This is a genomic window from Bifidobacterium subtile (genome assembly GCF_000741775.1).
Classification (GTDB): Bacteria; Actinomycetota; Actinomycetes; order Actinomycetales; family Bifidobacteriaceae; genus Bifidobacterium; species Bifidobacterium subtile.
Genome location: NZ_JGZR01000010.1, coordinates 1 through 21,846, shown reverse-complemented (window position 1 = coordinate 21,846; position 21,846 = coordinate 1). Strand labels below are relative to the sequence as shown.

The window sequence follows — 21,846 nt, the reverse complement described above, 5'->3', positions numbered from 1 at the left end:
TTAGCGGCTTGCGGATCTCCGGTGGTTCTGTTCGCGGTCGGGCTGGCTGCCGTGTTCGCGCTGCTCGACTCGCTTGAGTGCCTTGAGGTCGAGTTCGAGGTCGGTCAGGTGTTTCTCTCTGCGTTTCATGTCCGCGTCGGGTTCGATATCGGGGCGTCGCTGGCCGTTGATGTCGTCGGCCATGTCGTTGCGGCTGACGATGATGGCCTGGAATTCGGCTCTTTCCTTGCGCACTTCGAGTTCGAGATTGCGCACGCCTTGAGCGAAGTTGCCGCCGGCGTTCTGCACGACCCATTGCCTTGCGGCGTTGAGCTCCCGGGTCCGGTCACGCAGCGTGTCGAGCCTTTTGCCTTGCATGTGGTAGTAGCGTCGCTGGGCCTGGCTCACGCCTATCTCCGTTCTGAAGGTGCGTTCGACCAGACCGCTCAAATCGATGTCCGGGCGGGCGAAATGCTCGTAGAGCTGGTCGGTGCGGATGGTGCGCACGTATCGGTCGTCGCAGTCGGTGATGACCTGCTGCTGGTCCATGCTCAGGAACGCGCGGCAGGTCTTGCCGTTGCGGATGATCTGGCTTTCGTCGATGGTGAGCGTCTGGGCGCGGTCTGTTCCTGGCAGCCAGACGGTCACGTAGCCGCCGAACTGCTTGCGGATCATCTTCTCGTTGAATGTGATCTCGCGCATGACCGCATGGTTCAGTTTGCCCATGATGTTGACCTGGTCGAATGCCTGGCCGAGCCGGTTGTCGCGCACTTTGAATCCGGTGTCGAGGTATTCGTATGTCAGGTGCCGGCCTCTGACGGTGCATAAGACACCGTTCGCGCGTAGCTGCTTCTGGAATTCCTCGAAGGTCTCGGCTTTGCCTGCGGTCATGTCGATGATGCGTCGGATGTCGTTCTTGACGCTTGCTCCCTTGGCGTTGGCGTACAGCTCGTTCATGCCTGGCGAGTGCCGTTCCGGGTCGAGCCCGCCGCGCTGGACGCTCAGATCGTATTTGCGGCACAGGTCATCGCTGATCTTCCGCCATTGCTTCAGGGTGCCGTTCCTCTTGCTCGGGATGACGCGCATCTTCCTGTGGGTGACCTCGTTGGTCGAGCAGATGATGATGTGGTTGTGGATGTGCCGGCGGTCGGTGTGGGTGGCGATGACGTACTTGTACTGGCCTCCGGTGATCGCTTCGACGAATTCCACGCCGATGCGGTGGGCCTCCTCGGGGGTGATCTCGCCGGGCTTGAAGCTTTGCATGACGTGGTAGGCGAGCACGGGGTTGTCGACCTTGTACATGGCGTGCTCGATGTCGAATTCCATGGCCTTGGCGGCTCTCGCGCTGTCCAGCGGGTCGCGTTGGAAGTTCGTCTCCGCGAGCCTTCCGTTGTCGGTCTTCTCCGCGTTGACGACGTAGGCGATGGCGCTGACCAGGTGCACGTGCACCTCCTTCATCACGACGACGGCCATCAGCTGCTCCTTCTTCGCTCGGATAGTCCAGTGGTTTTGCGCGTGTATTCCTCTTCCATTCGGGAGAACATGTCCCACAGCTTCGCCTGCGCGCCCAGGACCGCCTGTATCTGTTCGGGGCTGACGCTTCTGGAGATGTTCGCGGTGTGGGCGATCTGGTTCACGTTCACGCCGATGCGCCTGATCTCGCCTCGCAGCTGCTCGGGCTCGAAGGGCACCTCGATCTTTTCGACCTGCCCCCACATGAGCAGCTGGCGCGCCCAGTCGCCGAATCTCGCGTAGCGTTTCGCGTCGTCGAATTCCCGGAACTCGGTCCACAGGAATTCGACTTCATGCCATTCGTCAGGCGTGAACATGATCTTTTTGCAGATGCTTCGCGTGCGTTTGGAGAGCCAGCTCATGCTGCTTCTCCTATGGGGTCCGGGTCTCCCGGAGAGCAGGGCCGGCGCAGCCGTCCCGACGCATCTGTGGCCACAGATGCAATGCTCGCTAAATACAGAATCGGTAGTGGGGAATGCGGTTTCACAACGCTGTTTTGCGCCGTGTCCTTCGGGCCTTTGCCGCTGCCTTGCGGCATGGGGGCTTTGATGTCTGCACCGGGGCGGGCGCTGGTCGAGATGCTCATGCCTATCCTTTCGCTTGCGGGCGGTTTACCGACACGGTAAGGCCGCGTCCGGCGAGCTGCGCCCGCCCCTTGTCCGGGGGTTGGGCGCGTGGAAGGAAGGAAACTATGACAGAGCAGAATCGCAGCCACGACAAGCGGGAGAAGTTCCTGAACGTGATGAGGAGGAAGGCGCGGGCCGAGAGGGCAAGGCGCATGGAGCAGCGTGATGGCAGGCTTGACGCGTGGGATGTCGAACTGCTCTCGTTCAACGAGGAGCTGCACGCGATGTGGGCGCTGACCCGTGAGCTGATGGACGACTACGGCATGGCCCGCGAACAGCTCGTCGAACGCGCGAGCCTGGTCAGGCTTTCACGGCAGACGCAGACGCTTCTCTTCGCGCAGTCGGACCCGGCAACCCGTCTCGACTATCTCTCGCTCGGCAAGGAAGCAGGCGGCGAGGAGCATGGCTCCGAGTCGTCGCCGTCTGGGGATGCCCCCGGGTTCAATCAGCCGGTGCAGTAACGGGTGAGGCGGAGAAATGAAGATGGCCCGGCACGATGTGCCGGGCCATTCCTGTTCATTGGCGTGCGCCCGCTGTGGGCTATTCGAGAATCTCGACGAGCTTGGGATAGTGGTAACCCTTTTTCGACCGGGTGAAGGTGACGCGTAGCCGGGTGCCGTCCTTGATCCTGTCGAGTCCGTAGTACGGGATGCCGCCGCGCGGCCCGAACACGTTGAACCTGATGGTGCGCCCATCGTCGAGCGTCATGTGCACCGTGATGGCGGGGGAGGGCGTTTTCCATGCCCAGCATCGCAGGTTCACGAATCCTTCCACGGTCGCGTCGAAGTCGACAGGAATCCATGCGCTGAAGTCAATGCCAGTCTGTCTCAGGAAATTCCATCCGTATATCACGTCGGCCCCCATGAGCGTGCCGTCCGACGTTCGCCTGGGTGCTTTGTCCATCCCCATGATTGTTCCTTTGCTGCCACGCTGTCAGTGTTCGTCGGCGGCTGTGGTGTCGATGATCGTGGGCTGCTGTCCGCCGAGTCGTGGGTCGCTGCCGGTGGCGGCGTGGCCTTGCCGTGGTGCCTGCTGGGCGAGCATGGCTTCGCGCAGGCGCTGCTCGTAGGCGAGCTGGTCGTAGACGCGCTGCTCCGCCTGCCGTTGGCGCACCTCCTCGGCGTGCTGGGCTGCGCGGCGGTCGGCGCGCGTGGGCCGGGTACGGAACCAGTTGCAGAAGGCGGCTAGCACGGCAAGCCCGATGACGGCCAGGAGGAACATCCGGGTGTCGTGCTCCTTGAAGAACGTGCCAGGGTGTTCGAAGTACATGATGACGCCGACGATGATGAAGACGACGGCAACGACGCCGCAGAGTTTTTCGATGACGAGCGCGAGGGTGCGTAGGGGCGCGGTGATGAAGCCGATCAGCAGGCTGAGGGCGAGGAGCAGCACGGTCCCGATGAGCCAGATGAATCCGAAGATGAGCAGGATCGGCATGGCTTCCCCTTTTGTAGCGTTGCGTTGGTCCCCACCTTACTCGGTGCTGCTCCTCCATCGGTCCGCCGCGGGGGTGTGGTGGAATGCTTGGATACGTTGTTGCGTTTGCTTGCTTCGCTATCAGGCCGAGGGGCGGCGGTACTGGTCGGGACTTTTAGTGTTTCTCACGGCCCAGATGCTCGCCCGCCTCCTCGTCCAACGCCGTTCCCGGCATGGTCCTGGTGGGCTCTGCTTGAGCAGACCGTCCGGGCCGGTCAACGCCAGCCCCGCCGTCCGGCCACGCGCTCCCGGTTCGGCGGCCGCAACCATCTCGGCGGACTGCTCCTTGTCGGGTTCCTTGTTCTCGGTCGTCATACCAGGCATCGTCTTAAGCCGGCATAATCACCGGCTCCTTCCCACTCATCCAAAGGACAGGCGATAAAGCCAGTTACGCACATTTCAAGAGGCTCTGGTGCAAATAGTCTGAGAGTGTGCCTTTTACCTAGTTGTTGATAGGGTGTTGTAGGTTATGCTGGCACCATCGCTTTTAATTCGTCCACGGCTGAAAACCCGATGAGGCTTAGCTCTCGTCGGGTTTTCTTGCGTAATGCATGGATGACTTCAATGCCGCTGAGTGTTGCACTAGCGGTTCGGATGCTTTGGAAACTTGCTGACCGCACCCGGTGTCGTTTAATGAATCGATGATCTTGTTCGATTAAATTGTTTCGATACTTGGAACATTGGTGTGCTGATTTGCTCAAGTAGTCTTGTTTCATCAGGTGCTTCACTGCCTTAAGTGTTGCTCGATATTGATCGGTGACTAAGCGATCAGGACGACCATTGGTCGTCAAAAGCCGTTTCAAAAAGTGATAGGCTGCCGCATAATCACTATGCTTTCGCAGTTCGAAGTCGAGCGTCAGACCGTTGCTATCAATTGCACGATACAGATAAGTCCAATGACCTTTGACGTTAATGTAAGTCTCGTCTATCCTCCAACTTTTGGTATGGGAGGTTTGATGTTGGCGCCATAAAGCCTTAAAGATGGGAACATAATGATGAACCCAACGCATGACCGTGGTGTGATGCACACTAACCCCGCGATCACGTAGCAATTCAACGATATCACGGTAGCTGAGACTGAACCTAAAAGCTGGATTCTATTTGCAAGTGCAACGTTTGGCTTGTTGGCTGGTCTGGTTTGATGATAGGCCGAGTTTGGATATTTCCTCTTGCCATGCTTCGTTGGGCGTGTGGTAGTCCAGGAGTTTCATGGGGGTGTCGTTGATCTCGGTGACGATGTCGTCGAGTTCGGTTTGGGTCAGGTTCTTCAGGCTGGTGTGTTTGGGCAGGTAGCGGCGGATCATGCCGTTGCGGTTCTCGTTGCTGGCGCGCTGCCAGGGCGAGTATGGGTCGGCGTAGTAGGTGAGCATGCCCAGGGCCTCGTCCACGAGCCGGTGCAACGCGGATTCGGACCCGTTGTCCCAGGTCCGGTCGATGCGCGCCGCTGCGGGGATGCGGCTGTAGATCGCGTATTCGGCCCTGGCGGTCGCCGGCGAGCTTTTGGATTCGATGAGGCGGGCGAACAGCTTTCTGGTTTTGCGTTCGACCTGCGTGTCGACGCACCGCTTCGAGGGAGCCGAACCGATGACCGTGTCGGATTCGTAGTGGCCGAACGAACCTCGGTGGTCCACGACCTTGGGACGCAGGGCGAGTGGCACGCGCATCGGGATCGTCACACGCCCGGCCCTGCGGCCCGCCCGTCTGGTGCGGTGGCGTTTGGCCCGGGGCAGGTAGCGCCGCCAGTCCTCGCCGTCCGCATGCCCCTGGTGGATCCACTGGTAGAGGCACTCGTGGCTGATCCGCATCGACGGGTCAGCCGGATACTCCAGTTTCAACCGGCCCTCGATCAGCTCGGGCGTCCAGCCACGCGTCAACGCGTCCGCCACCCACGCGTGCAGGCGCGCGTCCATCATGCGCCTGGGCTTCCTCGGCCTGCGCGAACGTGCCTCGGCCTTGCGCTGCGCGGTCAACGCCGAATAGAACGGGCCAGCCGTCCACGCCCCCGTCTTCAACCGCCCGGGATGGTAGGGCCGGTACGACTCGTTCTCGTTGGACGCGAACCACAGGCCACGCCTGAGCTCCCGGCTGATCGTGGAGGCGGAACGATGCAGCTGGCGGGCCACCTGCCGGATCGTCTCATGATCCCCGAAACGCAGCATCTCAATCCTGATCCGCTCACCCCCGGTCACATGCGTATAAGCTTTCATAGTGAGTGCAGCACCTCCCAAAGGTCGGAACATCAGCAATCCCAACCATAAGCGGTGTTGCACTTCTAACTAGAACTCAGGTACTCGCTGCACTGCCGCTGATTGTGGGATAATGGAAGGTGCGAGTAAGGGAGGGTGTAATGGATGAGCGGACACGACGAGCATTGGCGTTGCGTGATGGCATGCATTCCGCCGAGCTTGAAGGCGGGCGCGTCACCGACGCCTTCCGTCGAGACGCGCAGGAGTATGTGGATGGATCCATTGACTTGCAGGGTTTGCTCGACCGGTTGAACCAACGGTATGCGATGCATAGCAGCCTATGAGTGACGTTGACCCGTATCTGATTCCTGGCACCGGTGTGCTGCGCAACCTGGTCAATGCTCATAGCGGGCAGGCGTTGAATGCCGCTGAGAATGATTGGGTCACGTTCCGATTCCTGCAATTGCAAAAGACACCACTCACTGCCGAGGGGACGGTCAAGCAGTTGCAGTGGATCCATCATTTCCTGCTGCTGCTTCTCAGTATCGGACTCATCGCTAGTCGCAAACTGCGTCGGAATAATGACAGGGAAGACGAAGGACCTTATTCGAATGCTCCAGAACTCAATGATGGCACTAGCAGAATAATGTAAACAGTGGTGGTCTCATAAGTCGGTTTGCCCTCTACTTTTCCCGTCAATCTCTCTCTTGTACGCCTAACTGGAATCTGCAGGAACGGCTCAATCCGATGTTATCGTGAATAGCTACTCTGTGGATGCGTATAGGAAATGTTTGTGAACTGTCCGCTTTTGTCAGAAGTTCCGGCCAATGGTGAGGGTTCAACTGCATGGATGGCTAAGGCTGGCGAGACGCTGCCCAATATCGTTGAGAGCTTCAGGTCTAATAGTGTAGTGAGCCCACTTTCCTTGCTGTTCTCGAGTTACGAAACCGGATTCGGCTAAGAGCTTCATATGGTGGGAGACGGTGGGTTGGGTAACTCCAAGCGGTTCCGTGAGGTCGCAGATGCAGGCTCTTCCTCCTGGGTGTGCGGCGACAAGTTGGAGTAACTGTAATCGGGTGGGGTCAGAGAGTGCTTTGAGCCTGCGGGCAAGGTCCCGGCTCTCGGCTGGGCGAGGTATCGTCGTCTCTGTCGGCGTGCAACAGGTGGACTGCTGGCGACTCGTGGGGTTCGGCAGTGTAATGGTCATGTCCTCCAGTCTCTCACTTGCATTGACAATTGTCTATATGTTGATAAACTATTAGTCATATAGATATTCGTCTATGTGAGGAGAATGTAGTGAACGTTAGTATGCGGGCTAGGCGAGGGCTTTACATGGGGTGCACTGCTGGAGCACTTTTCCGTGCTGAATATCTCGACGGTCTCAACCGAACCGGATTCCCGGATACATGTATTGAGTTCACTCAGGAGGTCGCACGATGAGAGCACAATCCCAGACACACGCACGACTCGGAACGGCTGACCGGTTGTTGCCTCTCTTGATTCTGATGGCGATGATTGTCGGGGTGGGCGCGGGGCGACTGTGGCCTGGGCTGGCGGGACTTATTGACTCGGTGAAGTTGGGTTCTACAAGTTTGCCGATTGCCGTGGGGCTCCTCCTCATGATGTATCCGCCGTTGGCGAAAGTTCGCTATGACCGGCTGGGCCGCGTGACCCACGATCGTAGATTACTGGTCGCCTCTCTGATTCTCAATTGGGTGGTCGGCCCAGCTCTCATGTTCACGCTGGCTTGGCTGTTGCTACCCGACCTGCCCGAGTATCGCACAGGCATCATTATCGTGGGTTTGGCCCGCTGTATCGCAATGGTGCTCATCTGGAATGACCTGGCGGGTGGTGACCGGGAGGCTGCCGCCGTTCTTGTCGCTCTCAATGCGATCTTTCAGATTGTGGCATTCGCCGGTCTCGGTTGGTTCTATTTGCAAATATTGCCTGGTTGGCTTGGCCTGTCTACCACTTCGGTCGGGTTCTCGTTTTGGGCAATCGTCGAGTCCGTGCTGGTATTTCTTGGTGTGCCACTGCTGGCCGGATGGGCCAGTCGGGTGCTCGGAGAGCGTATGAAGGGCCGTGAATGGTACGAACACCGGTTCCTTCCGAGAATCAGTCCTTTGGCCACCTGGGGGCTCCTCTTCACTGTGGTTGTACTGTTTGCCCTGCAAGGCGGACGCATTTCACGTGAGCCGTGGGATGTAGCTCGTATCGCGGCACCACTTATCATATATTTCGCGATTATGTTCACTCTCGGGTTCGTTCTTGGCCACGCTCTGCATCTTGGCTATGAGAAGACCGCTACTCTTGCGTTCACTGGTGCGGGTAACAATTTTGAGCTCGCGATCGCCGTATGTGTGGGCACGTTCGGTGTCGCTTCCGGCCAAGCCCTAGCCGGCACCGTCGGCCCGCTGGTCGAAGTGCCGGTACTGCTCGGCCTCGTCTATGTCGCCTTGTGGCTACGGCCTCACCTGTTCCCACTCCACGACCGGACCGGCGACGACTTAGAACCGGTCAGGATTCAGTAAACACAACAAATAGTCAAGCCATTAACAAACAAGAAAGTAAGGAGCATCTCATCATGCAAAATACGACATCACACCAAGCGACTCAACTCCCTCGCATTGACGTTTATGAACCGGCAATGTGCTGCAGTTCCGGGGTTTGTGGCAGTGACCCGGATGCCACACTGATCGCGTTCACCGCCGACTGTGCGGCCATCACGGGCAATGGGATCCCGATAACGCGCCACAACCTTGCCAGCGAGCCGGAAAACTTCGTCGCAAACTCTCAGGTCCGCAACGCACTCGACAGTATCGGCTCACAGGCGCTGCCCATCGTCCAGGTCGACGGGCAGACGGTCCTTACCGGCACATACCCGACACGCGACCAACTATTCCGCATGGCAGGTATCGACGCGCCCTCGACAACCCCTGTCTCCGAGAACACAGCCGAACAGTCCGGATGCTGCTGCGGGGCAAGCGGATGCTGCTGAACCACGCCGCAGAATAGGAGACCAGAAACCATGAACCAACCCACCTTTCTTGACCACCTTCCCAAGTTCGCGTTCTTTACCGGCAAAGGTGGCGTCGGTAAGACGTCGGCCACCTGTGCGACGGCGTTGGCTCTGGCCGACCAAGGCAAGTCAGTGCTGCTCGTGAGCACGGACCCGGCTTCGAACATCGGGCAGGTCTTTGACCAGCACATTGGCAACCAGATTACGACCTTGAACACCGCTCCCGGTATCGACGCTCTGGAGATTGACCCCGAAGCGGCCGCCGCCACATACCGCGAATCAATAATAAAACCGGTACGCGGCCTCCTGCCGAAGACGGAAATCCAAGCAATGACCGAGCAACTGTCAGGGGCATGTACGACCGAGATTGCTTCCTTCAACGAGTTCGCCGACCTCATCGCCGATCCCGACCTCACTAGTGATTACGACCATGTGCTGCTCGATACCGCACCCACGGGGCATACCATCCGTCTGTTGGAGTTGCCCGGCGACTGGAGCCAGTTCATTGACGAGGGCAAGGGTGACGCTTCCTGTTTAGGTCCCATGGCCGGCCTTGAATCCCGCCGTAGCGTCTATCAGGCCGCAGTCAACGCGCTCTCAGATCCAGCCCGCACCGTGCTCGTGCTCGTCGCCCGCGCCCAACGCTCAGCGATTCAGGAAGCCGATCGCACCAGCCGAGAACTTGCAGCTCTCGGTATGGGTAATCAGCACCTACTGATCAACGCACTCATGCCTGATCTCGACGGTGATTCTCTGGCGGCGGCGATCCGAGATCAGGAACATAAGGAGCTTGCTTCTCTCCCCAGTGGACTCGCTCGACTGCCATACGACACGACAACGTTGCACTCACGTAACGTAGTTGGCATCAACAGTCTTCGCGAGTTCTTCACTGCTACTCCCACACAATCGGAACAGGCCGCCAACCATGTCCGTGAAGTTGCCGGGAAGTATCCGCCGCTGGCAGACCTCGTGGACCAGTTAGCGGAGCAGACTCACGGACTGTTCATGACGCTTGGGAAGGGCGGTGTCGGTAAGACAACGGTGGCCACGGCGATCGCCGTGGCTCTTGCCGAACGCGGTCGCGACGTGCTGCTCACCACAACCGATCCGGCGGGAAATCTCACTGACGTGCTCGATGGTACTATCGCAAACCTCACCATCGCGAAAATTGATCCTGACGAGGCCCTACGCGAGTACCAAAACGAGATTCTGACTACCAAGGGGGCTCGTCTCGACGCGACGGGTCGTGCCCAACTCATGGAAGATCTGCAGTCACCCTGCACACAAGAAGTAGCCGTCTTCCGCAAATTCTCCGAAGCCATACGGGAGGCACAGAACCGTATCGTCATCATCGACACCGCGCCCAGTGGGCACACGCTCCTCTTGCTTGATGCCACGGGATCCTACCACCGCGAGATGCTCCACCAGATGGGAGATAATCTCGCTGCCACGCCGATGACACGGCTTCAGGATCCTGAATATACGAAGATGATTATCGTCACGCTGCCCGAGATAACTCCCATCCTCGAAGCCGAACAACTCCAACATGATCTCAAACGGGCATCCATCACTCCATGGGCATGGGTCGTCAACCGTTCGGTCGCCGCAGCACACCCTGTTTCCGGATTCCTCCAAACCATCGCAGACGGAGAACTTTCCAAGATCGAACACGTCCAACAGTCCACCGAAGGCATGGCCGTCGTTCCCATCCTGCCCACACCCCCCATTGGACGCAACAGTCTACACGACATCACTCAGCCCCTGTCCGTGGCAGACTCCACCACTCCTCGCTGATTGCACCATCAAAGGATTACCTACTTATGCGACTGCTCATCATCGGCGGCTCCGACGCCGGCATCATGGCCGGTCTACGCGCCCGACAGCTCGACCCGCACACTGACGTCACGATTATCGTCGCCGATAACTACCCGAACTATTCCATCTGCGGCATCCCCTATCACGTTGCCGGGGAGGTGCCCGATTGGCACGACCTTGCCCACCGCACCAGCAACGATCTCGAGGCTGCCGGACTCAGCTTACGCCTTGACACCCGTGCCACCAGTATTGATGCTACCGGCCACACCGTCACCGTACGCACTCCCGCAGGCACTGTTGAGACAATCGGCTATGACCAACTAGTAGTCGCCACCGGTGCCGGACCAACCAGCACCACAATCAGTGGGCTGAGCGGCCCCAAGGCGCTTGGCCCAGATGACGGCGTACACGTCCTGCACACCATCGACAACATGCACGCCGTGCAACACGACCTCAAGACGCGACAGCCCACAACAGCCGTCATCATCGGGGCTGGATATATCGGACTGGAAATGGCCGAAGCGCTCACTCGACGCGGGATTGCTGTCACCATGATCCAACGTGGACCAGAGATACTTTCCACACTCGATCCAGACCTTGCCCGGATACTCCACAACGAACTCGACCGCCACGGCGTCACCGTCATCACCGGCACCACCGTAGAGCGCATCAAACGTCATACCAGCCATCTCATCGTCACGGTAACCAACTCAGCCGGCATCCAGCGAATCGAAACAGAGTTCGTGCTCACCGTCGTCGGCGTGCAACCCAACACGGGCCTGCTCACCAAGGCCGGAGCCAAAACCGGTCCAGGGAATGCGATCGTCGTCGACGACCACATGCGTACCGGTCTACCCGATATCTACGCGGCCGGTGACTGTGTGATCACCAAACACCGTTTACTCGGCAATACATGGATGCCATTAGGCACCACAGCCCACAAACAAGGCCGCATTGCCGGAGAGAATGCCGCCGGCGGCGATGCCACCTTCAAGGGCGTCCTCGGCACGCAAGCGGTCAAGGTCTTCGATCTCGTCGCCGCAAGTACCGGACTGCGCCAGACCGACGCCCAAAGTGCCAGACTTCCCGCACGCTCGGTGACAGCCACGGTCGACGACCACAAAGCCTACTACCCAGGCTCACACCCAATCACCATCCGACTCACCGCAGACCCCACCACCGGCCAATTACTCGGAGGCCAACTCGTAGGAACCTACGGCAGTGAAGTCTCCAAACGTGCCGACGTGATCGCAACCGCCATATTCGCAGGACTCACCATCCAGCAGTTATCCGACCTCGATCTCTCCTACACACCACCCCTCGCCGCACCATGGGACGCCATTCAGACAACCGCACAACACTGGCAATAATCCTCAGAAAACAATTCCTATGTGCTGAGACGATTTGCTCTCACATCAAAATTCCATCTGAACCAAGATTCTTGTCGGTAAACTCATAGAGAATGCGTTGTCTCGCAGGACTCCGTGCACTTGCATCGTAAGAACGTTTGCCTGAGTAGGGCAAGTGTTTCCGCTCAACGTGACCACTCCACCGGCTGTCGCCGATCCGCTACACGGCCATATAACTAGGCGGGGTCAGAGTTTTCACTGTGGAGTTCATGACGAGATTTCTTGCCTACAGAATGTGATGCAATTATTGATTGCACTTCATCCGCGTTGCAAAATTTGTGTCAATTCTTTGACGTGCGCTACCCGATTTATGGACTTCGTTAGTGCCTGATTTCCGTAGCTGCCTACTACCTGATGTCCGGACTTGACAACAGTACATCATCTAATGTATAGTCATCGCATGCTTACTATTACGAATCGACTTGATGTAATGAACCGGCTAGGTCGGGCCATGGCAGACCCGACCCGTTCACGGATTCTGATGGCGCTGTTAGATGGGCCCAGTTACCCTGCCGTTCTCTCTCGAGAACTGGGGCTGTCTCGTTCGAACGTGTCAAACCATTTGACGTGTTTGCGCGGGTGCGGCATCGTGGTGGCTGAACCCGAGGGCAGGAAGACCCGTTACGAAATCGCCGACCCCCATCTAGCCCATGCGCTGACTGCCCTTATTGATGTGACACTTGCAGTTGATGAGAGCGTGCCATGCATGGACTCCGACTGCAATGTTAGGGGCTGCGAGGCACGGGAGGTGCGAGCGTGAGTACGGTAACAAATTCGCAGGTTGAGCATCCTGACTTCGATGACGATGATGATGACGATCGGCCGTGGTATCGCAGTCCGAGCGTTCTGATTCCGATTGCATCGGGTATTGCATTCGCTGCTGGCCTAGTGTGTGATTTGACCGGCGCAAAGACCGCAGGTCTAGTGATGTTCTGGATCGGCCTGCTTTTGGGCGCGTACACTTTTGTTCCGGGTGCGCTGCGAGGGTTGTTTACGAAAGGCAAGCTTGGTATCGGTCTGCTGATGACGATCAGCGCGACTGGTGCTGTGATTCTTGGATACGTTGAGGAAGCAGCAGCGCTGGCGTTCCTCTACTCAATTTCGGAAGCGCTTGAGGACAAGGCAATGGATCGTGCTCGCGCTGGACTGCGGGCATTGTTGAAACTCGTGCCAAAGACCGCACTGGTTAAACGTGGCGATGCAACGGTTGAGGTCGAGGCAAAGGATCTGCGCGTTGGTGACGTGCTGGTGGTTCGGGCGGGCGAGCGGATTGCCACTGATGGCATCGTGCGTGCCGGGCGGAGCAGCCTGGACACATCCGCGATCACCGGCGAGTCAATCCCAGTCGAAGTTGAACCTGGCATGGATGTCTCGGCAGGGTCCATTAACACCACGGGCACGCTCGACGTTGAGGCCACGGCCGCTGGCACCGATAACTCGCTTACCACAATTGTGGAGCTTGTCGAGAAGGCCCAGAGCGAGAAAGGTGAGCGTGCCCGACTAGCTGATCGGATCGCACGTCCGCTTGTGCCCGGAGTAATGATTCTCGCAGTACTGGTCGGCCTACTCGGGTCACTGCTCAGTGGGAACGTTGAGCTATGGATTACGCGCGCACTGGTTGTGCTCGTCGCAGCATCCCCGTGTTCTTTGGCAATAGCTGTCCCGGTCACCGTCGTCTCTGCTATTGGTGCGGCTTCCGCGTTCGGGGTGGTCGTCAAATCCGGTGCGGCGTTTGAACGTTTTGGTGGCATCCGACATCTCGCAGTCGATAAGACTGGCACTCTGACAGGGAATAACCCCACCGTGACCCGCGTAGTGACGGACGATGGTGTGAGTGAAAACGAGGTTCTGAAGTGGGCGGCAAGTTTGGAAGGTCACAGTACGCATCCGCTTGCCACTGCAATCGCAAGCGCAGTGAGTGACGCTCCACAGGCCGATGATGTCACGGAAACGGCGGGTCGCGGTATTTCTGGGGTAATCGATGGTGTCTGTGTCAGCGTCGGGAGTCCTCGATGGCTCGATGCTGGCCCCCTGGCTGATGAGGTGCGAGCGATGGAGATGGAGGGAATGACCGTCGTCATCGTGCATAGCGACGGCAGACCCGTTGGGGCAGTAGGAGTGCGCGACGAACTGCGTCCCGAAGTGCCCGAGGTAATACGCACGCTGAACGAACGCGGAATCGGCGTAACCATGTTGACTGGCGACAATCCACGCACAGCGCGAGCCTTGGCTGCACAGGCCGGTATTACCGACGTCCGGTCCGAACTGCGCCCAGAAGATAAGGCCGCCGCTGTCGCAGAACTATGCAGAACGCAGCCCACGGCGATGATCGGCGACGGCATTAACGACGCACCCGCCCTAGCGGCCGCAGACGTAGGAATCGCGATGGGAGTCAAAGGTGCCGATGCTGCGATTGAATCAGCGGACGTCGCATTTACTGGGAACGACCTGCGTCTCATCCCTCAAGCTCTTGCGCACGCACACCGCGGGCGCACGATCATGAACGAGAACGTGGTTTTGTCAATACTCATCATTGCGATTCTGCTCCCGCTGTCCATTACCGGAGTTCTTGGCCTGGCCGCTGTGGTACTTGTTCACGAAGGCGCCGAGGTCATCGTCATCCTCAACGGACTGCGCGCAGCACAACGACGGAGCAGCACATGAGATTCCCAACGTACGACAAGAAAAAATACCACTATCGGCGCTCAGTTCTGATCGAAAGTACCGTTAGTATTGATTACAGTGCTGAGTATCTACTCTATAATCGAAAAAAGGCAGTGATTGCTGTTACACAATGAAAAACATAGCCATCCAGATCGGAGAAATAATAGTCCACCTCATAGGTGGAACTTCCTACCACCATTACTGGACACACTGCTTTAATGGAATGGATACTTTGAGTGCTCTCATTACCGCCTACATACGGAGCAAGAACCTCAATATTCGCCTATGACGCGGGTAGTGCCCGGGTTCTTGCGCACTTTGGTTTTTGTTTCCTGTGTGCGTTGTCAGTTCGCTTCCTGTATGGTGTCGTGGAGTCGGGACATGTCCAGGTAGCGGCGGGTCGACCACTGGTTGCCGGTGACGTAGCGGATTCTCGCAGTGATGAGCATGAGTGCGCTCCTGCCGTCGGGGAACGCTCCCACGACGCGAGTTCTGCGGCGTATTTCGCGGTTGAGTCGTTCGATCATGTTGTTGGTGCGGATACGCCGGCGATGCTCGACGGGATAGTCGTCCAGCAGGTACGTGGTGGTTTCGTCGATGCCCTCCCGCAGGCACTTGGCGGCCTCCTTGAGTTTCCTGGATTCCATCTCGACGGCGACCTGCTCGGCCTTGGCCAGGGCCGAGTCGCGTGATTCCATGGCGAACACGGCCTTGAGCGCGTCGGCGGCCCACCGGGTGTGACGAGGGGAAACCTTGGCGAGCACGCCCGCGCATGAAATGCACCATGCAGCGTTGGTGGCGGGCTTCGGGCAGGAGTTCACTGACGGTGTTCACCAGTCCGGCGCACCGGTCGCCGGTCACCAGGCGCACGCCGGTAAGCCACGCGAGATGAGCGAGGAGACGAACGAGTTCCAGCTGGTCGAATCCTCCTGTCAATCCCTCGGCCACGCCGATCACCTCCCGATGCCCGTCCGACCCGATGCCGATCGCGACCAGTATGCTCACGTTCTCCACGGCGCCACCCCACGAACGCTTGTGCCACACGCCGTCCATGAACACATACGGGTAGGCCTGGGACAGCGGGCGTTCGCGCCAGGCGTCGATGTCCCCGTAGACCTTCCTGAGCTTGTCCGACAGGGTCTGCGACGGCATCCGCGCTCCCCACAGCGCCTGGGAGATGTCGTCGACGCGGCGGGTGGACACGCCCGCCAGGTACATGTCGATTCACACGCCTCCTCCACGCTCTCCTCGCGGCGTCGGTACCGTTCGATGACCGCCGACTCGAACAGGGCACCCTTCAGCTTCGGCACCCTCACACTCAATTTGCCGGCCTTGACCGTCAGATCGCGTTCGTAATGGCCGGCACGATACGCCTTCCTGCCGCAGGAACGCTCGTAGCGGGCCGCGCCGGTGATCTCGTCGGCCTGAAGCGTCCAGCATCCGGCCCACGGATCTCGGTGACCTTCTCGCTCACCATCCGGTCCAGTTGGGTCTCGAACATGGGTTGATTCACCTGTAAAATGTGCTTGGGCATGGCCCGTACCTGCTTTCCAATCGGTTTTCTCTTTCAGCGATTGAAAATCGTACACACAGGACGGGCTATGCTCCCACCACCTCAAAACTGCGCAAAAATCCGGACGTTATCGACCGCCAATGGCAGCACGATGTGTCGGTTTTAATATTATTGATATTGACTTTAATAAAATTAAAGTCTACAATTGTTCTTGAAAGGAGGTCGCTGAACATGGAGAAAGAAAACTCTCCCGCTTGGCTAAACAAGCTCGAGCGCGAAGAACTTGAGTTCATGAGGCAGTTTGTCCTGTGTTCCGGCTCGCTTAAGAGCATGGCCAAGCGCTACGATGTTTCTTATCCGACGATTCGCCTGCGCGTTGACCGCCTGATTCAGAAAATCTCTGACGTGGATCAGGGAGACGATCGATTCATCGAGCTGGTCAAGAATTTGGCTCTGGACGGTGAGATGTCCTACGAGACGGCGAAGAAGTTGATCTCCACTTACCGGCAATTAGAAAGAAGGTAAACATCATGAAGTCAATCATTCTGCTCGTTTCCGTGCTGTTGTTCCTTGCGGAATGGTATGTCATCCGCAAGACGTCTATCAACAAGTTCGCTCCAATTGTGGTCCTTGCCGTAATCGGTGTGCCAGTAGGCTCGGTCATCGGACTCCATCTGGTCGCTTTCCCGATTCTGCTTACATTGCTTGCCTTGGTCCTTTGCATGCTCGAAGACCTCTGGTGCAAGCGCAAGGGGCTGTCGGAGATGGAGAAGGCGAAATTAATGGATGAGTAGGCGATTCGAACTGTTGCTGCAAGACAAAAAACCGCACTTTGCCAGTGCGGTTTTTTGATGACGAATCCCCACTTCAAGCGCAACGGACCTGAGATGATATAGTTCACAGGTCCTTTTGCGATGGCGCTTGCGAAGGCCGGCATCGACGGGAGGAACCCATGGGCCACTGCAACCATCAAATCTTTGTGAATCGGCCTTTTCAGCCACGCCCTGCTCGGGCGGGGCTCGAAAGATCTGTATCGACGCTATGAGTCGACCCGGGCTGTGGGGAGCGGCAGCACCACTGTCGCACAGGCGCCTGTGACGGCACCCTCGCCGTCCTCGCGGTTCGAGAGCTGTTGAGTCCGTTGATTCCTTGCGGGCATTGGTCGTACAGGTCAAACCACTTCCCGACTCCCTCCGGCCCGATGTCCGTTAGGGTGAACAACTGTTGGCGATTGTTATTCGTACTGAAGGATGGGTCGATTTTTGGATCGTGGCACAGTACTTGGTGCTGCTGGTCGTGTTCATGCAGTCGGGGGAGGCTCATTCCGGTGAAGGTGAGTGGTTCGTATCTCGCCAGGGCAACCAGCGCCTTCATGCGCCGGTGAAGCGTGAAATGATGGTCCCATTCCTCGGGTGCCTCGGTGACGGACTCGAATACAACGTCCTGTGAGAAGTCGAGTGCCGATTCGGAAAATGGCCTGTTGTGGGCGATGACGTTCGGGATCAGGGAAAGCCCTCTAGCCTCATCGAGTTCGATTGGCGGGGAAGCTCGTAAGGGTACGGAGACCTCTGTACCTTGTCCGGTATCGGTTAGGGTGTGGGTGAGTGAGTAGGATCCCGACCATGCGAGCATTCCGGGGATGACCGATCGGAGCTTGGAGATTCTTTCGACCGGCTCATCGGGCCGTATATGGACGATGACTCTCGGCATGATCCTGACGGCATCGCCTCGGGGATAGGAGGGGTGTCTGGATCCGGGGAACACGGTGCAGTCGATCAGGGACAGGGGTTTGCCGTCGGCGATGACGTGCAGGACCTTCGGTAGCGTGTTTTCACGGTCGATGTCCGCATTCGGGGGATAATGCATGGCCAGCGGCCGGTCGCTGCTTTCCAGGGCGTTGGCGATCCATTGGTCGTGGATGTCTGCGCGGTCGTAGTCGTAGTTGACCGTCAGCTCGTAGTATCTGCCGGTGTCATTGATCATGGCCGGCACAAAAGCGTTCTCTGCCGTCTGCAAGGCTCCCAGTATGGGCTTGTCCAGTGTGATACTTCCGTTCATATACGGATCCTCTCATATTTCGCCGAGCATATGTCCGTGACTGTTCCGAGTATAGGGCGGCTGGTGCGCATGCTTGCTTGTACTACACTTTTGGGGTACAATTGAATCATGGTGAGGGACAAGGGCATCGAGTGGGACGCTTCGGCGGACAAACACGGGTTCTCGCTTGATGACGTCATGTACGCGGCGAGGCACATCACGGGTCAGCTGACCTATGTGGAGGATGGTGAGACCTATGTGAAGTTCACCGGACTGCATCATGGCGACCCGCTGGTGCCGAGCGTCGAGGTCGTGATGAAGATGACCGGCGGCGGCACGATAGTGGTGTTCCATGTGAATGCCGAGCAGTCGGGTTTTCTGGACAGGCGATAGGAAAGGGAGGTTATCATGGCGAACGATGACAAGGTATGGAGATGGGATGATGCCAAGGCGCAGGCGAGCAGCGGCGCCGAGGCGCAGGCCCGGATGGATGCGCTGCTGATGAAGGCGGCGGACACTGATGATCCCGATGACGCGGTGTCGGTGCTGCTGGGCCGGCCCCGTGTCGCCGAGGAACGCGAGGAGACGGTGAAGATCCAGGTGCGCGTGCCGCGTTCCTGGCAGGAGCAGATCGACCGCAAGGCCGATGGTGAGCGGCTGAGCCGTTCCGAGTACCTGCGTCGGATCATCGGCCGAGACGCATTGCAGCCGGCATGATCGTGGGTTATGCCAGGGTTTCCACCTTGGAGCAGAACGAGCGGTTGCAGACCGACGCGCTTACCAAGGCGGGGTGTGAACGGCTGTTTACCGACCATGCGTCGGGTGCGAAGGCGCACCGGCCTGAACTGGATCATCTGCTCGACGTGATCCGCGACGGGGACACGCTCGTCGTGTGGAAGCTCGACAGGTTGGGTAGGAGCGTGCAGAACCTTGTGGATCTCATGAGCTTCTTGCAGTCCAGGGGAGTGGGGTTCAAAAGCCTGACCGAGAACATGGACACCACCACACCGGGAGGCGTCCTGATCTTCAACGTGTTCGCCGCGATGGCGCAGTTCGAACGCGACCTGATCCGCGAACGCACCAACGCAGGATTGCAGGCAGCCAGGGCAAGAGGACATAAGGGCGGCAGGCCATCGAAGCTCGACGGGAAGCAACGCGTCAGGATCCGCGAACTCTACCGGAGCCGCGCACTCACCGTGCAGGAGATAGCCGACCAGTACCACGTCAGCAGGAAAACCATCTACAACGCCATACGCGAGTGACTGTTAGAGGATTCTAACGCCAGACTAATCTGAGTAGTATGAAGAATTCAGCGGACGTGAACGGGGCATCGGTGACTGATGCTGATGTGTGGTTCAGCCATCTTCGGCCATGCCGTCTTGATGATCGGGATGCCATTCTTCAGGCGACATTGGATATCGAGATGTCGCTCACGGGGCGCGCTGGCATGTTTCAGCTCAATGTCTTCTTTGAGGAGGCGTCGAAGGAACTGCGTAATGCCGTCAAGCTTTTCGAAAGTGGCATGTTTGATGCCGCTTTCTATTCCGTGAGATCCGCAGTGGAGCTGGCCCGCGTCGTGGCATATTTCTCAGGTGATGATGATCCCGCATCTAGTGAGCTGTATGAGACATGGAAAGAAGGCGGAAAGTTTCCCTTCGATGGGAAGATAAGGAGAAAACTGGCGGAGGTCTGCGCCCCGTTTCAGGAGGTCAAGGATGCCCTGCCTGAATTCTTCCCTGAACGCGACGATGCCCTGTTTCGTGCGAACAAGTACATTCACCGGCAGGGGTTCCACACGTTCTATTCATTGATTCAGAGACCGGAACCCTGGTATGTAGGATATTTGCCTGCGATGCGTGATGAGTTCCATGCGTTCATCATGGGTGCAGTGACCAAGATCATCCTGCTGCGACTGAGCGTGGATCCCTTCCCGATTCTGCTCCGCGATCCTGACGTGATGTATAAGATCCATTATATTTCTCTGACCAAGCCGTTGTCGGACACGGTCGTGGATCTGTTTCTGACCCCAAAGATAATTGACTCGTACCGTTCCACAAGCTTCTATTCCCGGCTTGCTGAAGAATTCTCGGATAATGAGCCGTTCTCCGAGGCAACCTACGATCTGTACAACTTCGGGATATACCATCATGCCGATCACGAGAAGATCATGCAACAATCCAATCTTCTCGTGAAATCGGACCGCATAGCGGTCCGCATCTTCGAATGCATGGCAGACGTATCGTGCATATACACAGGTCTTGGACTGAAAATGTATACGACAGAATCATTTAATTTCAACAAAGGCTTTTCCATCAGCTCTGACGACTTCAGAACAGATCCAGAGCAGCCGGGCATCGTTAATCGGCCCTGCCCCCAGGGATACGAGACTCATATTCACATTGATGGCGACGTATACGTGCTGGTCCACGCGCATCCGCTGTCCGACGATTCCATGCGGAGTCTTGAAAGACTGAAGTCAGACATTGAAGCCGACTCCTAGAGGGTGCCCGCAAAAGGTCCGCCTACCTACTTATAGAGACAGCGTTAAAGGATCATCGAGATGCTACCTGGACAAGGCACCCGCCGCGCAGGAGATGGCCGACAAGTACCACGTCAGCCGGAAAACCATTTACAGCAGCATTAATAGTTCAAGGTAGATTCGACGATTCTCCGAATCTCCCGTTCATTGGATTACTGAACCTGATTTCCAATATTTTATTTACTGGCTTTTCGCTGTTTGGTGTGGGTGGGCTGGTCGGGTGGAGGTGGCTGGCGGGTGGTTTGGGGGTATGGATACCACGTTGTTGTTCGCCGCCGCCTTGCGGTTGCCTGATCCCTGGAGGGTTTCGGGTGTGGAGTTGCGTGACGGGGAGGGCGGCAGACGCGAATTGCACATCACGATCGGATTCGAGCCCGGCTCGCGTTTTTCTTGCCCGCATGCGCAGTGCGGGCGGGAGGCGTGCCCGATGCATGATGTCAGGGACCGGGTGTGGCGGCACTTGAGCTTCTTCCGGTGCAAGGCGTTCATCCACGCGGGCGTGCCGCGCGTATCATGCCCCGAGCACGGCGTGCGTGCGGTGCCGGTGCCGTGGGCCCGTCCGGGCGGCGGGTCCACGCTGTTGTTCGAGGCGATGGTCGTGGGGCTGGCGAAAAGCCAGCCGGTCGCGGACATGGCCGGGCAGGCCGGCGAACATGACACGGGATCGTGGCGGTTCATCGGACATGATGTGGACCGGGCCCGCCTGTACTGTTTTTAGTCAAGTTGGTTTTTTGTGGTTGGTCACTTATTTTTTTCGGGTTTCGGCGTGGAGCGTGCTGTTGGTTATTGGTTGTGGATTTCCTTGCCGAACATGAGGGCTTCGCTCACGCGCCGGCTTGGTCCGGTGAATTCGATGAGGCGGCCGTGGTGGACGATGCGGTCGATGATCGCGGCGGCGAGTTTGTCGTCGGCGAAGATCGTGCCCCATTTGCTGAACTCGATGTTGGTGGTGAAGATGATGCTTCTTCTCTCGTAGCTGCCGGTGATGATCTGGTAGAGGAGTCTGGCGCCGTCGATGTCGAAGGGCACGTAGCCGAACTCGTCGAGGATGATCAGGTCGGCGCGCGCGAG

25 protein-coding genes and 4 pseudogenes are annotated in these 21,846 nt (G+C 58.0%); 16 read left to right on the top strand and 13 right to left on the bottom strand.

The window, feature by feature from the left end:
- Together BISU_RS09385 and BISU_RS11705 are read right to left on the bottom strand one after the other, a co-directional pair.
- Positions 1 to 1,452 carry a relaxase/mobilization nuclease domain-containing protein gene (locus BISU_RS09385; protein ID WP_024464611.1) on the bottom strand — a complete coding sequence of 484 codons (1,452 nt, stop codon included), beginning with the start codon at positions 1,450 to 1,452 and terminating at the stop codon, positions 1 to 3.
- Entirely contained in the window at positions 1,452 to 1,853 is a 402-nt protein-coding gene (locus BISU_RS11705; RefSeq protein WP_024464612.1) for a MobC family plasmid mobilization relaxosome protein, read from the bottom strand. The genes BISU_RS09385 and BISU_RS11705 overlap by 1 nt, the downstream gene beginning before the upstream one ends.
- A 329-nt stretch (positions 1,854 to 2,182) precedes the next feature.
- On the opposite strand from BISU_RS11705, the gene BISU_RS09375 reads away from it, so the two are divergent.
- Positions 2,183 to 2,578, top strand: coding sequence for a hypothetical protein (locus BISU_RS09375; RefSeq protein ID WP_024464613.1), 396 nt, complete (start codon positions 2,183 to 2,185; stop codon positions 2,576 to 2,578).
- A gap of 79 nt (positions 2,579 to 2,657) precedes the next feature.
- Here BISU_RS09375 and BISU_RS09370 read toward each other — a convergent pair whose 3' ends face one another.
- From BISU_RS09370 to BISU_RS09355, 5 genes and pseudogenes are all read right to left on the bottom strand, one after another.
- Entirely contained in the window at positions 2,658 to 3,026 is a 369-nt protein-coding gene (locus tag BISU_RS09370; protein WP_024464614.1) for a hypothetical protein, read from the bottom strand.
- Positions 3,027 to 3,050: 24 nt separating this feature from the next.
- Positions 3,051 to 3,554 (bottom strand): hypothetical protein, encoded by a 504-nt coding sequence (locus BISU_RS09365; protein WP_024464615.1) that lies wholly within the window; start codon positions 3,552 to 3,554, stop codon positions 3,051 to 3,053.
- Between the two features lie 120 nt (positions 3,555 to 3,674).
- Positions 3,675 to 3,908: a hypothetical protein gene (locus BISU_RS09360; RefSeq protein ID WP_024464616.1), complete on the bottom strand. Its 234-nt coding sequence runs from the start codon at positions 3,906 to 3,908 to the stop codon at positions 3,675 to 3,677.
- A 152-nt stretch (positions 3,909 to 4,060) separates the two neighbouring features.
- A pseudogene (locus BISU_RS12175) lies at positions 4,061 to 4,669 on the bottom strand (IS6 family transposase); the annotation flags it as partial.
- A gap of 21 nt (positions 4,670 to 4,690) precedes the next feature.
- Entirely contained in the window at positions 4,691 to 5,800 is a 1,110-nt protein-coding gene (locus BISU_RS09355; RefSeq protein WP_024464617.1) for an IS30 family transposase, read from the bottom strand.
- Between the two features lie 140 nt (positions 5,801 to 5,940).
- On the opposite strand from BISU_RS09355, the gene BISU_RS09350 reads away from it, so the two are divergent.
- The gene (locus BISU_RS09350; protein ID WP_024464618.1) at positions 5,941 to 6,123 is read left to right on the top strand and encodes an antitoxin VbhA family protein; all 183 of its coding nucleotides are present in this window, start codon (positions 5,941 to 5,943) and stop codon (positions 6,121 to 6,123) included.
- Positions 6,120 to 6,431: a hypothetical protein gene (locus BISU_RS09345; protein WP_024464619.1), complete on the top strand. Its 312-nt coding sequence runs from the start codon at positions 6,120 to 6,122 to the stop codon at positions 6,429 to 6,431. The genes BISU_RS09350 and BISU_RS09345 overlap by 4 nt, the downstream gene beginning before the upstream one ends.
- Positions 6,432 to 6,617: 186 nt before the next feature.
- On the opposite strand, the gene BISU_RS13595 is transcribed toward BISU_RS09345, so the two are convergent.
- A complete protein-coding gene (locus BISU_RS13595; RefSeq protein WP_081672841.1) occupies positions 6,618 to 6,986 on the bottom strand; it encodes an ArsR/SmtB family transcription factor in 369 nt (122 codons plus the stop codon).
- Positions 6,987 to 7,215: 229 nt separating this feature from the next.
- Here BISU_RS13595 and arsB point away from each other — a divergent pair, with 229 nt between their 5' ends.
- The 6 genes from arsB (at position 7,216) to BISU_RS09315 (ending at position 14,686) form a co-directional block, all read left to right on the top strand.
- On the top strand, positions 7,216 to 8,310 hold the full coding sequence (gene arsB / locus BISU_RS09340; RefSeq protein ID WP_024464620.1) for an ACR3 family arsenite efflux transporter: 1,095 nt from the start codon (positions 7,216 to 7,218) through the stop codon (positions 8,308 to 8,310).
- 53 nt (positions 8,311 to 8,363) lie between these two features.
- Positions 8,364 to 8,777, top strand: a complete 414-nt coding sequence (gene arsD / locus BISU_RS09335; RefSeq protein ID WP_024464621.1) for an arsenite efflux transporter metallochaperone ArsD — start codon at positions 8,364 to 8,366, stop codon at positions 8,775 to 8,777.
- A 30-nt stretch (positions 8,778 to 8,807) separates the two neighbouring features.
- The gene (gene arsA / locus BISU_RS09330; RefSeq protein WP_024464622.1) at positions 8,808 to 10,592 is read left to right on the top strand and encodes an arsenical pump-driving ATPase; all 1,785 of its coding nucleotides are present in this window, start codon (positions 8,808 to 8,810) and stop codon (positions 10,590 to 10,592) included.
- A gap of 26 nt (positions 10,593 to 10,618) precedes the next feature.
- On the top strand, positions 10,619 to 11,983 hold the full coding sequence (locus tag BISU_RS09325; protein WP_033498310.1) for an FAD-dependent oxidoreductase: 1,365 nt from the start codon (positions 10,619 to 10,621) through the stop codon (positions 11,981 to 11,983).
- Between the two features lie 424 nt (positions 11,984 to 12,407).
- Complete coding sequence (gene cmtR, locus BISU_RS09320; protein WP_434533622.1) at positions 12,408 to 12,782, top strand: Cd(II)/Pb(II)-sensing metalloregulatory transcriptional regulator CmtR; 375 nt, start codon at positions 12,408 to 12,410, stop codon at positions 12,780 to 12,782.
- Positions 12,779 to 14,686 carry a heavy metal translocating P-type ATPase gene (locus BISU_RS09315; RefSeq protein WP_024464624.1) on the top strand — a complete coding sequence of 636 codons (1,908 nt, stop codon included), beginning with the start codon at positions 12,779 to 12,781 and terminating at the stop codon, positions 14,684 to 14,686. Before cmtR ends, BISU_RS09315 begins: the two co-directional genes overlap by 4 nt.
- A 344-nt stretch (positions 14,687 to 15,030) precedes the next feature.
- Here the strand turns inward: BISU_RS09315 and BISU_RS13590 are convergent, their stop codons facing one another.
- From BISU_RS13590 to BISU_RS13580, 3 genes and pseudogenes are all read right to left on the bottom strand, one after another.
- Positions 15,031 to 15,450, bottom strand: coding sequence for a transposase (locus tag BISU_RS13590; RefSeq protein WP_411431491.1), 420 nt, complete (start codon positions 15,448 to 15,450; stop codon positions 15,031 to 15,033).
- Between the two features lie 61 nt (positions 15,451 to 15,511).
- Positions 15,512 to 15,904, bottom strand: a pseudogene (locus BISU_RS13585) (transposase); the annotation flags it as partial.
- 74 nt (positions 15,905 to 15,978) lie between these two features.
- Positions 15,979 to 16,275 (bottom strand): annotated as a pseudogene (locus tag BISU_RS13580) (transposase); the annotation flags it as partial.
- A gap of 155 nt (positions 16,276 to 16,430) precedes the next feature.
- Here BISU_RS13580 and BISU_RS09305 point away from each other — a divergent pair.
- Both BISU_RS09305 and BISU_RS09300 read left to right on the top strand, forming a co-directional pair.
- Positions 16,431 to 16,724 (top strand): DUF2089 family protein, encoded by a 294-nt coding sequence (locus tag BISU_RS09305; RefSeq protein WP_024464625.1) that lies wholly within the window; start codon positions 16,431 to 16,433, stop codon positions 16,722 to 16,724.
- 5 nt (positions 16,725 to 16,729) lie between these two features.
- Entirely contained in the window at positions 16,730 to 16,993 is a 264-nt protein-coding gene (locus BISU_RS09300) for a hypothetical protein (RefSeq protein WP_024464626.1), read from the top strand.
- 199 nt (positions 16,994 to 17,192) lie between these two features.
- Here the strand turns inward: BISU_RS09300 and BISU_RS09295 are convergent, their stop codons facing one another.
- The gene (locus BISU_RS09295; RefSeq protein WP_024464627.1) at positions 17,193 to 18,257 is read right to left on the bottom strand and encodes an ApeA N-terminal domain 1-containing protein; all 1,065 of its coding nucleotides are present in this window, start codon (positions 18,255 to 18,257) and stop codon (positions 17,193 to 17,195) included.
- 108 nt (positions 18,258 to 18,365) lie between these two features.
- Here BISU_RS09295 and BISU_RS09290 point away from each other — a divergent pair, with 108 nt between their 5' ends.
- From BISU_RS09290 to BISU_RS09270, 5 genes and pseudogenes are all read left to right on the top strand, one after another.
- Entirely contained in the window at positions 18,366 to 18,629 is a 264-nt protein-coding gene (locus tag BISU_RS09290) for a hypothetical protein (protein ID WP_024464628.1), read from the top strand.
- Between the two features lie 15 nt (positions 18,630 to 18,644).
- Positions 18,645 to 18,953, top strand: a complete 309-nt coding sequence (locus tag BISU_RS09285) for a hypothetical protein (RefSeq protein ID WP_024464629.1) — start codon at positions 18,645 to 18,647, stop codon at positions 18,951 to 18,953.
- Entirely contained in the window at positions 18,950 to 19,498 is a 549-nt protein-coding gene (locus BISU_RS09280) for a recombinase family protein (protein WP_024464630.1), read from the top strand. Before BISU_RS09285 ends, BISU_RS09280 begins: the two co-directional genes overlap by 4 nt.
- 38 nt (positions 19,499 to 19,536) lie before the next feature.
- Positions 19,537 to 20,736 (top strand): hypothetical protein, encoded by a 1,200-nt coding sequence (locus BISU_RS09275; protein WP_024464631.1) that lies wholly within the window; start codon positions 19,537 to 19,539, stop codon positions 20,734 to 20,736.
- A 289-nt stretch (positions 20,737 to 21,025) separates the two neighbouring features.
- Positions 21,026 to 21,478 (top strand): annotated as a pseudogene (locus BISU_RS09270) (helix-turn-helix domain-containing protein); the annotation flags it as partial.
- An 80-nt stretch (positions 21,479 to 21,558) separates the two neighbouring features.
- On the opposite strand, the gene BISU_RS09265 reads toward BISU_RS09270, so the two are convergent.
- On the bottom strand, positions 21,559 to 21,846 hold a 288-nt coding region (locus tag BISU_RS09265; protein ID WP_034533048.1), incomplete at its 5' end, for an ATP-binding protein.